Raw genomic sequence first — 12,565 nt, 5'->3', positions numbered from 1 at the left:
GCCATGGCGCAATTTGTCGTTCTTGAACCGGAAGACACTCAAAACTTTGAGCAAGCCGTGTTTGTGCGCGACGGATTCCATGTGCTGGCGCTGGTCCTGCCCTTCGTCTGGCTTCTGACACAGCGTCTGTGGTTTGAAGCTTTTGCCGTCCTGGGCATCACAACCCTGCTCGGATTTGCCGGAGCGTATTTCGGCATCGCCGATGCGGTTCCGTTGCTGACCTTGCTCGTATCGCTGTTTGTGGCGCTGGAAGGCGTCAACTGGAAGATAGCCAAGCTCAGGCGGCAAGGCTTTGTTGAAAAGGCGGTCATCGATGCATCCGATCTGGAAGAAGCAGAAATCCGCTATTTCCACGGCCTCGAAGATGCGACGCGGCCAGCAGCCTCTCTTGCGGATAAGCCTGCGCCGGAATGGGCACAGCAGGCCCCTCGTCCCACCTATTCCTCATTTGGCTCGACGATCGGATTCGTCGGTCATCGCGGAGAAAACTGAAAATGCGTGTTGCAATCATCGATTACGGCTCCGGCAATCTGCGCTCGGCCACCAAGGCTTTTGAGCGCGCAGCACATGAGAGCGGTATCGCAGCAGAAATCGAACTGACGGCGGATGCCGACCGCGTGGCGACGGCTGACCGCATCGTGCTTCCGGGCGTTGGCGCCTATGCAGATTGCCGTCGCGGCCTCCATGCCGTTCCGGGCATGGTGGAAGCGCTGGAAGATGTGGTTTTGAAAAAGGCGCATCCCTTCCTTGGCATCTGCGTCGGCATGCAGCTCATGTCGGAGCGTGGCCTTGAAAAGGAAGTGACCGAGGGTCTTGGCTGGATCGCGGGCGACGTGCGTGAAATGACGCCATCCGATCCGGCGCTCAAAATTCCACAGATCGGCTGGAACAGGATTCACGTGAAACATTCCCACCCGATTTTCGAAGGTATCGAGACCGGCGAGAATGGCTTGCATGCCTATTTCGTGCATTCCTATATGTTCGATGCGAAGAACAAGGTCGATGTTCTGGCTGTGACCGATTACGGCGGCGACGTCACCGCAACCGTCGGTCGCGACAATATGGTCGGCACGCAGTTCCACCCTGAAAAGAGCCAGCTTCTCGGCCTTTCGCTCATTGCCAATTTCCTGAAATGGAAGCCTTGAAGATATGATCCTTTTTCCCGCCATCGATTTGAAATACGGTCAATGCGTGCGCCTGAAGCTTGGCGACATGGATCAGGCTACCGTCTATAATGAAGACCCGGCAGCACAGGCCAAGGCCTTCGAGGATCAGGGCTTTGAATGGCTGCATGTGGTCGATCTCAACGGTGCCTTTGCTGGAGAAAGCGTCAATGGCAAGGCTGTGGAAGCGATCCTGAAAGCCACGAAAAACCCGGTTCAGCTCGGTGGCGGTATCCGTACGCTCCAGCATATCGAGAACTGGCTTTCCAAGGGGCTGCGCCGCGTAATCCTCGGTACGGTTGCCGTGCGCGATCCGGCACTGGTGATCGAAGCCTGCAAGGAATTTCCGGGTCAGGTTGCCGTAGGGATCGATGCCAAGGGCGGCTATGTCGCCGTTGAAGGTTGGGCCGAGGCTTCCGAGCTTGGCGTGGTGGAACTGGCGAAAAAGTTTGAAGGCGCAGGCGTTGCCGCCATCATCTATACGGATATCGACCGCGATGGCGTTCTGGCTGGCATCAACTGGGATTCGACCCTCGGTCTCGCAGACAGCGTTTCCATCCCAGTGATCGCATCAGGCGGCCTCGCTTCGATGGATGACATCAAGCGCCTTGCTGCACCCGATGCCCGCAAGCTGGAAGGCGCGATTTCCGGTCGCGCGCTTTATGATGGCCGCATTGATCCGGCAGAAGCACTAGCGGTTCTGAGGGCTTCAGCATGACACTCAAAGCACGTGTAATTCCTTGCCTCGATGTGAAAGACGGACGCGTCGTCAAGGGCGTGAACTTCGTCGATCTGATCGATGCGGGTGATCCGGTGGAAGCTGCCCGCGCCTATGATGCGGCGGGCGCAGACGAATTGTGCTTCCTCGACATCACGGCGTCTTCGGACAATCGCGAGACAATTTTCGATGTGGTGGCCCGGACGGCAGAACAGTGCTTCATGCCACTGACGGTTGGCGGCGGTGTGCGTCAGGTTTCTGACATTCGCAAGTTGCTTCTGGCCGGTGCCGATAAGGTTTCGATCAATACGGCCGCGGTGAAGAACCCGGAATTTGTTGCTGAAGCTGCCGACAAGTTCGGCGATCAGTGCATTGTCGTTGCCATCGACGCGAAGAAGGTTTCAGGTGTTGGTGAAGTCGATCGCTGGGAAATCTTCACCCATGGCGGCCGCCAGACAACCGGCATCGACGCGGTGGAGTTTGCGCAGAAGGTGGTGAGCCTCGGCGCCGGTGAAATCCTGCTGACCTCGATGGATCGCGACGGCACCAAGGTCGGTTACGACGTGGCATTGACGCGTGCCGTTGCCGACAGCGTACGCGTTCCGGTGATTGCATCGGGCGGCGTCGGCAATCTCGATCACATGGTGGCAGGCATTCGCGACGGCCATGCGACGGCAGTTCTCGCGGCGTCCATCTTCCACTTTGGCACTTATACAATTGGCGAAGCCAAGCGCTATATGGCTGAAGCGGGTATTCCGATGCGGCTCGACCCAGTCCGTTGAGTATAAAATCTGAAGGAAATCCGATGACTGAGTTCACCCTTTCCGACCTTGAAAGCATCGTCGCGGAGCGTGCAAATTCGACGGATGGATCGTCCTATACTGCAAGCCTCATTGCCAAGGGACAGATACGAGCCGCCAAAAAGCTTGGTGAAGAAGCCGTGGAAACGGTCATTGCTGCTGTTGAAGGCAACCGTGCAGAAGTGGTCACCGAAAGCGCCGATCTGCTTTATCATCTGCTGGTGGTCCTCAAGATTGCGGAGGTGCCGCTCAATGAGGTTCTGCAGGAATTGCAGCATCGCACGGCGCAGACTGGTCTGGCGGAAAAGGCCAGCCGTCCAAAAGCATGATTCCGAAAAGCGGGAACCGGTTTCCGGGGTTTCCGGATAAGATCATGCTCAGACAACGACCTGAGGGGCAGACATTCATGTGGGAAAAAGTCGATCAGCTCACCCCGTCGCGCTATTCGCCTTACCGTTTCTTCTCGGCTGAGGAATGGGCGGGCTTTCGGGCCGACACGCCGCTCACCTTGACCTATGACGAGGTCAAGCGGCTGCGCTCGCTGGGTGATCCCATCGATCTCGACGAGGTACGGCGCATCTATCTGTCGCTGTCGCGGCTGCTGTCGGCGCATGTGGAGGCGAGCCAGCTTCTGTTCGAGCAGCGCAAGCAGTTCCTCAACATGGAGGAATCGTTCAAGACGCCTTTCATCATCGGCATCGCCGGTTCGGTTGCGGTGGGAAAATCCACGACCGCGCGTATCCTGAAAGAACTTCTCGCACGCTGGCCTTCGAGCCCGAAGGTCGATCTGGTGACGACCGACGGTTTTCTCTATCCCAATGCGGTTCTGCGCGAGCAGAACATGATGGAGCGCAAGGGTTTTCCCGAAAGCTATGATGTCGGCGCTGTCTTACGCTTTCTATCGGCGATCAAGGCTGGCATGAGCCAGGTGCGTGCGCCGCTCTATTCGCATCTGAGCTACGATGTACTGCCCGGCGAATATCAGATCGTCGACAAGCCGGATATTCTGATTTTCGAAGGCATCAATGTGCTGCAGGTGCGCGATCTGCCGGAAGACGGCAAGATGGTGCCCTTCGTTTCCGATTTCTTCGACTTCTCGATCTATATCGATGCGGAAACGAAGCTGATCCACAAATGGTATATCGACCGGTTCATGCGATTGCGGGAAACCGCCTTCGTCAATCCGGAATCCTTCTTCCATCGCTATTCGCAACTTTCGGAAGATGCGGCGCGTTCGATTGGCGAAGGGCTTTGGAACAATATCAACCTGAAGAATCTCAAGGATAATATTCTGCCGACACGTCCGCGCGCCGATCTGATCCTGCGCAAGGGCAGCGATCATCTGATCGAGGAAGTGGCGCTCAGAAAAATATAAAGCGCAAGATATGAAGAGGGCCGGTTATCCGGCCCTTTCATCTTTCGGTGATTGCAGTGGTCAGGCCGCGCAGTCGCGCATGAAGCGCTGCAGATAGTTATCGAAGACGGCTGGTGTCTCGCGGAAGGGCGCATGCCCTGCCCCGTCGATGATATGGGTTTTGCCTTCCCACAGATTGCCGAAACGGACTTTCGAGACGAAGTCCAGTTCAACGAACGGCTCGTCGCGACCGTTGACGACCGCAATCGGCAGTTTGGCATCGGCAACGATATCACGCTGGTTGCCGCCGGTTCCGGCTGCAAACTTTTCGAACATGATGCGCCGCGCGCGCCCATCCGTACGGGCGACAATTTCAAGCAACTGGTCTTCGAAGGGCTCACCGCAGGTACTGCGTGCATAGGATTCGACATCACGGTCGGAAAAGACTTCCTGCCCGGCAAGCGCCATGTCCGGACCGCTCTTGAACCCCTGCCCCACTTCCTCACGCGCGACAGGCGGCGTGCCGGTAATCATCAGGCCGCGCGTGCCCGGAAAGCGGGAAATCATCTCGACGCCGATATGGCCGCCAAGCGACCAGCCGAAGACGACCGCATCAAGAATGCCGAGCTTTGCCAGCACTTCCGTCATCGCGTCGGCATAGCCTTCCATGGAATAGCTGCGATCTGGATCAAGCGCGTCGCCGGACTGGCCATGGCCCGGCAAATCCGGCGCGATCACCCGCCAGTTCGTGCCGATTTCGCCTTCGAGCTGCGGCGCGAAGATGGCGCCCGCGCTGGAATTGCCGTGGATCATCAGCAGGGGCGTCCCCTCGCCCGCGCTTTCACGGATGGCAATGCGACCGTGGCTGGTCTCGATTTCGTGGAACTTCATGGTTTCGCGTTTCCCTGTGTGGAGGTCTTTCGGGGTTGGTTCAGTCGTACGAAACCTTGCCGCGACCCTTCTTGATGTCGGATCGACCGGACTTGGCCTTGAGACGGCGTTCGACGGAGCCTTTTGTAGGCTTTGTCTTCCTGCGAGGCGGCGGTGGTGGTTCGGCAGCCTTGGCAATAAGCGCGATCAGCCGCTCGCGCGCGTCCTCGCGGTTGCGCTCTTGGGTGCGGAAACGATTGGCCTCGATCAGAATATCGCCGTCCTTGGTGCCTTTCTGTCCAGCGAGCTTGAACAGCCGGTTGAGAATATCTTCCGGCAGGCCAGCGCTCACGGCATGAAAGCGTAGCTGTACGGCAGTGGAAACCTTGTTGACGTTCTGACCACCCGGCCCGGAGGCACGGATAAAGCTCTCCTCCAGATCGTCTTCATGGATCGTCAGGCGATTGGTGATGCGGATGATGTTCCGGTTCTCTTCCATATGGGAAGGCATACACTGATTTGGCAGAAGACGAAATTCCGGCGACAAAGGTCAAAAAGAAAACCCGGCCCAAAAAGAAAGCCCGGCATGTGGCCGGGCTCTCTCCTCCTCAGTATTGCGTAAAAGCAAATTATTCCGCAGCGATACGGATCGCCGGAGCTGCGTCCTTTACCTCGTGATCGACATGGCTTTCGAACTTCTCGAAGTTCGTGACGAACATATCGACCAGCTTCCTGGCCTGTGCGTCATAGGCAGCCTTGTCGGCCCAGGTCGAGCGCGGATCGAGAATGGACTTGTCCACGCCCGGTACTTCGACCGGAACGGCGAAGCCGAAATTCGGATCGATGCGGAATTCGGCATCGTTCAGCGAACCGTCGAGCGCGGCTGCGAGCAGAGCGCGGGTCGCCTTGATCGGCATGCGCTTGCCGGTGCCATAGGCACCGCCGGTCCAGCCGGTATTGACCAACCAGCAATCGACCTTGTGCTCGGCGATCAGCTTGCGCAGAAGATTGCCGTATTCCGAAGGGTGACGCGGCATGAACGGTGCGCCGAAGCAGGTCGAGAAGGTGGCTTCCGGTTCGGTCACACCCTTTTCGGTACCGGCGACCTTGGCCGTGTAGCCGGACAGGAAGTGGTACATGGCCTGTGCAGGCGTCAGCTTGGCAATCGGAGGCATCACGCCGAAGGCATCGGCGGTGAGCATGATGATGTTCTTCGGCTGACCGCCCTTGCCCGACTTTGATGCATTCGGAATGAAGTCCAGCGGGTAGGCGCAGCGGGTGTTTTCCGTCAGCGAACCGTCGTCGAAATCCGGCTGGCGGTGTTCATCAAGAACCACATTTTCCAGAACCGTGCCGAAACGCTGCGTGGTCGCATAGATTTCCGGCTCCGCTTCGGCGGACAGACGGATGGTCTTGGCATAGCAGCCGCCTTCAAAATTGAAGATGCCGTGTTCGCCCCAGCCGTGCTCGTCATCGCCTATCAGCGTGCGGGTCGGGTCGGCGGACAGCGTGGTCTTGCCGGTACCGGACAGGCCGAAGAAGACGGCAGTGTCGCCGTTCGGGCCCTCATTGGCCGAGCAATGCATCGGCATCACGCCCTTGGCAGGCAGGATGTAGTTCAGCGCCGTGAAGACCGACTTCTTCATCTCACCGGCATAGGAGGTGCCGCCGATCAGCACGATCTTGCGGGTCAGGTCGACCGCAATCACGGTTTCGGTGCGCACACCATAGCGTTCCGGGTCGGCCTTGAAGGACGGCAGGTCGATGATCGTCATTTCCGGTACGTAGGAAGCGAGCTCTTCCAGCTCCGGACGGATCAAAAGATTGCGGATGAACAGCGAATGCCATGCATATTCCGTGATGATGCGGGCATTGATCTTGTTGTCGGCATCGGCGCCGCCGATCAGATCCTGAACGAAAAGCTCCTTGCCCTTCGCGTGTTCGATGAAATCGGCATAGAGAAGCTCGAAGGCTTCCGGCGTCATCGGCTTGTTGTTGTCCCACCAGACGTGATCTTCGGTGTTTGCATCGCGCACGACGAACTTGTCTTTCGGCGAGCGGCCCGTGTGCTGGCCGGTGCGTGCGACAAGCGCACCCTGCGCCGACAGTTCGGCTTCGCCCCGGCGGACGGTTTCCTCATAAAGGCGCGCTGGCCCGAGGTTGTAAAAGACTGCGGAGAGTTCCTTCAGTCCTGAAGTGGCAATGGAAGCGGCCGTGTTGTGAATGCCGGTCTCTCTCATGATGTCTCCGCCATATGGTTTGACAATTAATCGGTCTCTTTTCACGCCCACCAGATGGATCGCGAAACAGGGGATGGCAGTCAGAAACAGATTAATCGTGGCAATTCAAATATTTAATCGATTTAAAATTTTTGAATTTTTTTTAAATCGTTTAATCTATGTGTTATGCGCTGTGAGATTCGGGGAAAGACGGTAGGGGCGACACTAACCCCGGTATTAACCAAAGCGCGATTCGGTGCGTGCGGTTTCACGGCTTCTTCCAGCCTTGCCACATTTTGTACCTAATTTGTACTGCACAAGCAGGCACATTATAATAGTATCGATGTGTAATCAGGCGCTCGATCTATACAGCCTGCCTGCTTTTGGCGGCTGAGCGACGTCACCAGCCGGACATTCCGGTTGGCTTAGTTGAAGGAGAAAGGTTCGCATGAAGGAAGCCTCGGCAACGCAGACGATTGCGCTGGTCGACGACGACCGCAACATCCTGACCTCCGTGTCCATTGCGCTGGAATCGGAAGGCTATCGGGTCGAAACCTATACCGATGGCGCATCCGCGCTGGATGGTCTGATGGCGCGTCCGCCCAATCTTGCGATCTTCGATATCAAGATGCCGCGCATGGACGGTATGGAACTTCTGCGCCGTCTGCGCCAGAAATCCGACCTCCCCGTCATCTTCCTCACCTCCAAGGACGACGAAATCGACGAGCTTTTCGGTCTCAAGATGGGTGCGGACGATTTCATCACCAAGCCGTTCTCGCAGCGTCTTCTGGTCGAACGCGTCAAGGCGGTTCTTCGCCGGGTTGCTGCACGCGATGGCACGGCAAAGCCGACCGGACAGCAGGCAAAATCGCTTGAGCGCGGCCAGCTTGTCATGGATCAGGAGCGCCACACCTGCACCTGGAAGGGCGAACCGGTCACGCTGACCGTCACCGAATTCCTGATCCTTCATTCACTGGCACAGCGTCCGGGCGTCGTAAAAAGCCGTGACGCCCTGATGGATGCGGCCTATGATGAGCAGGTCTATGTGGATGACCGTACCATCGACAGCCATATCAAGCGCCTGCGCAAGAAGTTCAAAGCGGTTGACGACGATTTCGAAATGATCGAAACGCTCTATGGCGTCGGCTATCGCTTCCGCGAGGCCTGATAGATAATTACATACCGCCAGTCCATGAGGTCTGGCGGTAGTTTAATGAGAGCAGACAGAGCGACATGGTCGCAGAAACCCGGAACGATGGCCTTGTCGGCCAGAAATCGGATTTGCGCGAACGCAGAGCCCGGCGGCAGCGCTCGGTGTTCTGGCGTCGCTTTTTTGCGCCCTTGCGCAAGTTTCTCGGCCAATATCTGTTCTCGAGCCTGACGCGCCGTATCCTGTTTCTCAATCTGGCGGCGCTGGCGGTTCTTGTTTCCGGTATTCTCTACATGAATCAGTTCCGCGAGGGGCTGATCGACGCGAAGATCGAAAGCCTGCTCACCCAAGGCAAGATCATCGCGGGCGCGATCTCGGCATCGGCGACCATCGACACCAATTCGCTGATGATCGATCCGGAAAAGCTTCTGGAGCTTCAGGCCGGGCAAAGCCTGACGCCCTCACCGGATTCGCCCGACAATTGGGAGTTTCCGATCAATCCGGAAAAGGTTTCTCCGCTGCTGCGCCGGTTGATTTCGCCGACGAGTACGCGGGCGCGCATCTATGATCGCTACGCCAATATGCTGCTCGATTCACGCGCACTCTATTCGCCAAGCTTTCCTTCGGCCGGGCCTGTGCTTCGCTATGACCTGCCGCCGATCGAGGAAGAGGCTCCAACGCTCTGGGAACGGGCGGGAACATGGATCTCGCGCCTGTTCTACGGTGGAGGACTGCCGGTCTATCAGGAACAGCCGGGCGGCAACGGCCTCGCCTATCCGGAAATCGTCAAGGCGCTGGCCGGTTCACCGCAAACGGCTCAGCGGCGCAATGAAAAGGGCGAACTGGTTGTCTCGGTGGCCGTCCCGATCCAGCGTTCCCGCGCAATATTGGGTGTGCTTCTGCTATCGACCGAAGGCGATGACATCGACAAGATCGTGCAAGCCGAACGCATGGCGGTCTTCCGGGTGTTCGGCGTCGTGTCGCTGGTCATGGTCATCCTGTCTCTTTTCCTCGCATCGACGATTGCAAGTCCGTTGCGCAAGCTTTCCGCCGCCGCGGACCGTGTTCGCCATGGTGTGAAAAGCCGTGTGGAAATCCCCGACTTCTCCGAACGTCAGGATGAGGTCGGCCATCTTTCCACGTCGATCCGCGAAATGACCGATTCACTCTATACCCGCATCGAGGCCATCGAGAGTTTTGCCGCCGATGTCAGTCACGAGTTGAAAAACCCCCTCACCTCGCTGCGCAGTGCGGTCGAAACGCTGCCTCTCGCCAAGAGCGAAGAATCGCGCAAGCGTCTTCTCGACGTCATTCAGCATGACGTTCGTCGCCTTGACCGCCTCATTACCGATATTTCCGACGCTTCGCGCCTTGATGCAGAACTTGCGCGCGAATATATCGATCGCGTTGACATGAAGACGCTTCTGACCAGTCTCGTGACGGCAGCGCGTGAAGTGCGCCGCAATAAGGTCGGGACGGAAATCGTCTTCAATACCGGCAAGCTGCCCGCTGGAAAGAAGGGTTTCTTTGTCGCCGGTCACGATCTGCGTCTTGGTCAGGTGGTGAGCAATCTGATTGAAAATGCACGTTCTTTCGTGCCCGACGATACGGGGCGCATCGTCGTGACGCTGAATGGTGAAGGCAGCCGGTTGCGTGTGCTTGTCGAGGACAACGGTCCGGGCATTCCGATCGAGAATATCGAACGTATCTTCGAGCGCTTCTATACGGATCGTCCGGCTTCGGAGGCTTTCGGTCAGAATTCCGGCCTCGGCCTTTCGATCAGTCGCCAGATCATCGAGGCTCACGGTGGCACGCTGACTGCCGAAAACATCGTCGATCCGGTAAGGTCCGATCAGTTCAAGGGCGCACGTTTCATCGTCGACCTGCCAGCAAGCGCATGACACCTGAAGAGGAAAAAAGCGGACTTCACGCAACGACGCTTCAGGTTCGCGGTCGCGGTGTCATGATCATGGGGCGTTCGGGCGCAGGCAAGACCGAACTTGCGCTGACACTTGTGGAAAGGGCCCTTCTTCGCGGCGAAGCTGCTTCGCTGGTCGCGGACGACCGCACATTGCTTCATGTAGAAAGCGGCACGCTGATCGCCAGTGTTCCGGCAGTCCTTGCAGGCGGCGTGGAGATTCGTGGCGCCGGGCTTTTCAAGGTGGCTTATGCTGCGACGACGCCGCTCTATCTCGTCGTCCGGCTTGTGGATCGTGACGAGGCTGAACGCTATCCGAGCGGCGAAACATGGGAATTCGAGGGGGTTTCACTCCCCCGGCTTCTTTTGCCGGCTTTGTCTTCGAATGGCGATTCCAACGCGCTTTCGCGGGCGATTGAGGCCACTTTGTTTTATGAAAGATGGTCCTCGAACGAAGGTTGAAACGAGCTTCGTTACGAATCGATTAATTTTTCGCAACACTGCGGCATTTTGCTTTTTTCATGGCAGCGTGGGAATTTTTCACTTGCTATCAAGATTTGCGCTGCCAAGATGCACAACTCGCCGGTGCTTTTCCGGTGTGGTTTCAGTGCCATCTGACACTCTGGCGGGGTGATGCGGCGGGCACGCGACGGGAGCTTTTATAGTATGATCGGACTCGTGCTTGTCACGCACGGAAGATTGGCCGAAGAGTTTTTGCATGCTGTTGAGCATGTAGTCGGGCCGCAAGACAATTTCGAGACCGTTTGCATCGGTGCCGAAGACGATATGGAACAGCGTCGGCGGGATATCGTTGATGCGGTGGAACGCGCCGATAATGGCAGCGGGGTCATCATTCTGACCGATATGTTCGGCGGTACGCCGTCCAATCTTGCCATCTCCGTCATGAAGGAAGGCAAGGTCGAAGTCATCGCAGGTGTCAATCTGCCGATGCTTATCAAGCTGTCTAGCGTCCGCATCGGGGGCGACATCAAGACAGCCCTGCGTGAGGCGCAGGATGCGGGGCGCAAATATATCAATGTTGCGAGCCAGGTCCTGACAGGAAAGTAATTCATGTACTCCAGCGTGCCCGTCACCGGTGAATACGAACCCGAAACCGCAGTTTCCCGATCCTTCGAGATCGTCAACAAGCGCGGACTTCACGCCCGCGCTTCGGCGAAGTTCGTGCAACTGGTTGATGGTTACAATGCGCATGTCCGCGTCAGCAAGGACGGCATGACTGTTGGCGGCACGTCGATCATGGGCCTGATGATGCTCGCTGCATCGCCAGGTTGCTGCATCGACGTCAGCGCTTCGGGCGAACAGGCGGGCGCGGTCCTTGATGCACTCCAGACGCTCATCGCAGACAAATTCGGCGAAGAATGCTGAACAATAAGACCACCGTGGCTGATCTCAATGATCCGGTGGCCGTTTTCGATGCGGGCATCGGCAGTTACGCGCTGGTTGAGCTGATCAGGCGCAGCCAGCCGCAACGCGACATCATCTATTTTGCCGATCGGGCCAATTTCCCCTACGGCGCCAAAAGTCGCGACCAGTTGCTTTCCATCATGCGCCGCACGATCCATTGTCTGACGAGCCTGGGGGCTCAAACGGTCGTGCTTGCTTCCAATGCGCCCTCCGTCATGGTCCTCGACACGTTGAAGGACGATTTCGCGATACCGGTCTACGGCGTGGCGCCGCCCGTTCGCGCTGCACTTACGGCAAGCTGCAGCGGAAAGATCGCCATTATGGGCGTGCGCTCGATGATCGAGAGCGACGAGCTTACAGGTTTTATCCAGAGCCAGACGGATCGTGCGGAAGACGTGGCTCTCATCAACGCGTCGGCAATGGTGGAACTGGTTGAAAACGGTGCTTTTCTTCTGCAACCGGTTGAGACTGAGCAAAAGGTCGCTGCATTTTGTGATGATATTGCTGAGCGCCACCCTCTCACAGACGCGCTGACACTTTCCAGCACCCACCTGCCGTGGCTCAGATCATTTTTTGAAGCAGCACGACCAGAATGGCAGTTTTTCGACCCCGCTGACGACGTGATCGCTGCACTTCCGCAACCGAAGGGCGGCGCCGGTCGCACAGTTGCCCTTGTGACGGAAAGTGAAACCTATTCTGTGGCGAAGTTTCGCCGTATGCTCGAAATATTGCAGATCGATCTTCCTTTGACGGTCATTAATCCCATATCTGGCCCATATCCGGCGTACCTTCCTGATATGTACGTATAAAGATTTCTTTATATTGCGTTGTGCTTCTGGCTGCAATCTGCTAGTCAAGGCGGCAGCCGGAGCGCTTTTTCCGCATGGAAAACCGCTCCACATTGGAATGCAATTCCGGTTGCTGATTACATCTTTGGCGAGCCGGAAC

15 protein-coding genes are annotated in these 12,565 nt (G+C 57.3%); 12 read left to right on the top strand and 3 right to left on the bottom strand.

Features of this window, described 5'->3' with window-relative positions; all coding sequences use genetic code 11:
- Nucleotides 1-3: 3 nt before the first annotated feature.
- The 6 genes from ACYSN1_RS07660 (at nt 4) to coaA (ending at nt 4,056) form a co-directional block, all read left to right on the top strand.
- Nucleotides 4-492, top strand: a complete 489-nt coding sequence (locus ACYSN1_RS07660) for a DUF2628 domain-containing protein (RefSeq protein WP_461725080.1) — start codon at nt 4-6, stop codon at nt 490-492.
- Between the two features lie 2 nt (nt 493-494).
- Complete coding sequence (hisH, locus tag ACYSN1_RS07655; protein ID WP_461725079.1) at nt 495-1,145, top strand: imidazole glycerol phosphate synthase subunit HisH; 651 nt, start codon at nt 495-497, stop codon at nt 1,143-1,145.
- Between the two features lie 4 nt (nt 1,146-1,149).
- Nucleotides 1,150-1,881: a 1-(5-phosphoribosyl)-5-[(5-phosphoribosylamino)methylideneamino]imidazole-4-carboxamide isomerase gene (gene hisA / locus ACYSN1_RS07650; protein WP_461725078.1), complete on the top strand. Its 732-nt coding sequence runs from the start codon at nt 1,150-1,152 to the stop codon at nt 1,879-1,881.
- Nucleotides 1,878-2,663, top strand: a complete 786-nt coding sequence (gene hisF / locus ACYSN1_RS07645; protein WP_461725077.1) for an imidazole glycerol phosphate synthase subunit HisF — start codon at nt 1,878-1,880, stop codon at nt 2,661-2,663. The genes hisA and hisF overlap by 4 nt, the downstream gene beginning before the upstream one ends.
- Before the next feature lie 23 nt (nt 2,664-2,686).
- A complete protein-coding gene (locus tag ACYSN1_RS07640) occupies nt 2,687-3,010 on the top strand; it encodes a phosphoribosyl-ATP diphosphatase (protein WP_461725076.1) in 324 nt (107 codons plus the stop codon).
- A 77-nt stretch (nt 3,011-3,087) separates the two neighbouring features.
- Nucleotides 3,088-4,056 (top strand): type I pantothenate kinase, encoded by a 969-nt coding sequence (gene coaA / locus ACYSN1_RS07635; protein ID WP_105543317.1) that lies wholly within the window; start codon nt 3,088-3,090, stop codon nt 4,054-4,056.
- Between the two features lie 60 nt (nt 4,057-4,116).
- Here the strand turns inward: coaA and ACYSN1_RS07630 are convergent, their stop codons facing one another.
- From ACYSN1_RS07630 to ACYSN1_RS07620, 3 genes are all read right to left on the bottom strand, one after another.
- Nucleotides 4,117-4,926 (bottom strand): alpha/beta fold hydrolase, encoded by an 810-nt coding sequence (locus tag ACYSN1_RS07630; protein WP_461725075.1) that lies wholly within the window; start codon nt 4,924-4,926, stop codon nt 4,117-4,119.
- Between the two features lie 40 nt (nt 4,927-4,966).
- Nucleotides 4,967-5,416 carry an alternative ribosome rescue aminoacyl-tRNA hydrolase ArfB gene (gene arfB, locus ACYSN1_RS07625; protein ID WP_461725074.1) on the bottom strand — a complete coding sequence of 150 codons (450 nt, stop codon included), beginning with the start codon at nt 5,414-5,416 and terminating at the stop codon, nt 4,967-4,969.
- Between the two features lie 118 nt (nt 5,417-5,534).
- On the bottom strand, nt 5,535-7,145 hold the full coding sequence (locus tag ACYSN1_RS07620) for a phosphoenolpyruvate carboxykinase (protein ID WP_461725073.1): 1,611 nt from the start codon (nt 7,143-7,145) through the stop codon (nt 5,535-5,537).
- Between the two features lie 427 nt (nt 7,146-7,572).
- Here ACYSN1_RS07620 and ACYSN1_RS07615 point away from each other — a divergent pair, with 427 nt between their 5' ends.
- The 6 genes from ACYSN1_RS07615 to ACYSN1_RS07590 all read left to right on the top strand — a co-directional run bounded on the left by ACYSN1_RS07615 (nt 7,573) and on the right by ACYSN1_RS07590 (nt 12,426).
- On the top strand, nt 7,573-8,292 hold the full coding sequence (locus ACYSN1_RS07615; RefSeq protein ID WP_006468074.1) for a response regulator transcription factor: 720 nt from the start codon (nt 7,573-7,575) through the stop codon (nt 8,290-8,292).
- A gap of 65 nt (nt 8,293-8,357) precedes the next feature.
- A complete protein-coding gene (locus ACYSN1_RS07610) occupies nt 8,358-10,175 on the top strand; it encodes a stimulus-sensing domain-containing protein (protein ID WP_461725072.1) in 1,818 nt (605 codons plus the stop codon).
- Entirely contained in the window at nt 10,172-10,654 is a 483-nt protein-coding gene (locus ACYSN1_RS07605) for an HPr kinase/phosphorylase (RefSeq protein ID WP_461725071.1), read from the top strand. Before ACYSN1_RS07610 ends, ACYSN1_RS07605 begins: the two co-directional genes overlap by 4 nt.
- A gap of 204 nt (nt 10,655-10,858) precedes the next feature.
- Entirely contained in the window at nt 10,859-11,260 is a 402-nt protein-coding gene (locus tag ACYSN1_RS07600) for a PTS sugar transporter subunit IIA (RefSeq protein ID WP_006472522.1), read from the top strand.
- 3 nt (nt 11,261-11,263) lie between these two features.
- The gene (locus ACYSN1_RS07595) at nt 11,264-11,578 is read left to right on the top strand and encodes an HPr family phosphocarrier protein (RefSeq protein ID WP_140020551.1); all 315 of its coding nucleotides are present in this window, start codon (nt 11,264-11,266) and stop codon (nt 11,576-11,578) included.
- A complete protein-coding gene (locus tag ACYSN1_RS07590) occupies nt 11,572-12,426 on the top strand; it encodes a glutamate racemase (RefSeq protein WP_461725070.1) in 855 nt (284 codons plus the stop codon). Before ACYSN1_RS07595 ends, ACYSN1_RS07590 begins: the two co-directional genes overlap by 7 nt.
- The last annotated feature ends 139 nt before the right edge of the window (nt 12,427-12,565 follow it).

The organism is Brucella sp. LJL56 (assembly GCF_054871705.1).
Note: the sequence above shows the minus strand (reverse complement) of the source record. Positions and strands in the feature narration are given on the sequence as shown.

Coding starts and splice junctions, on each gene's coding strand:
- ACYSN1_RS07660 (WP_461725080.1), top strand. CDS start 4: ATGGCGCAATTTGTCGTTCTTGAACCGGAAGACACTCAAAACTTTGAG.
- hisH (WP_461725079.1), top strand. CDS start 495: ATGCGTGTTGCAATCATCGATTACGGCTCCGGCAATCTGCGCTCGGCC.
- hisA (WP_461725078.1), top strand. CDS start 1,150: ATGATCCTTTTTCCCGCCATCGATTTGAAATACGGTCAATGCGTGCGC.
- hisF (WP_461725077.1), top strand. CDS start 1,878: ATGACACTCAAAGCACGTGTAATTCCTTGCCTCGATGTGAAAGACGGA.
- ACYSN1_RS07640 (WP_461725076.1), top strand. CDS start 2,687: ATGACTGAGTTCACCCTTTCCGACCTTGAAAGCATCGTCGCGGAGCGT.
- coaA (WP_105543317.1), top strand. CDS start 3,088: ATGTGGGAAAAAGTCGATCAGCTCACCCCGTCGCGCTATTCGCCTTAC.
- ACYSN1_RS07630 (WP_461725075.1), bottom strand. CDS start 4,926: ATGAAGTTCCACGAAATCGAGACCAGCCACGGTCGCATTGCCATCCGT.
- arfB (WP_461725074.1), bottom strand. CDS start 5,416: ATGCCTTCCCATATGGAAGAGAACCGGAACATCATCCGCATCACCAAT.
- ACYSN1_RS07620 (WP_461725073.1), bottom strand. CDS start 7,145: ATGAGAGAGACCGGCATTCACAACACGGCCGCTTCCATTGCCACTTCA.
- ACYSN1_RS07615 (WP_006468074.1), top strand. CDS start 7,573: ATGAAGGAAGCCTCGGCAACGCAGACGATTGCGCTGGTCGACGACGAC.
- ACYSN1_RS07610 (WP_461725072.1), top strand. CDS start 8,358: ATGGTCGCAGAAACCCGGAACGATGGCCTTGTCGGCCAGAAATCGGAT.
- ACYSN1_RS07605 (WP_461725071.1), top strand. CDS start 10,172: ATGACACCTGAAGAGGAAAAAAGCGGACTTCACGCAACGACGCTTCAG.
- ACYSN1_RS07600 (WP_006472522.1), top strand. CDS start 10,859: ATGATCGGACTCGTGCTTGTCACGCACGGAAGATTGGCCGAAGAGTTT.
- ACYSN1_RS07595 (WP_140020551.1), top strand. CDS start 11,264: ATGTACTCCAGCGTGCCCGTCACCGGTGAATACGAACCCGAAACCGCA.
- ACYSN1_RS07590 (WP_461725070.1), top strand. CDS start 11,572: ATGCTGAACAATAAGACCACCGTGGCTGATCTCAATGATCCGGTGGCC.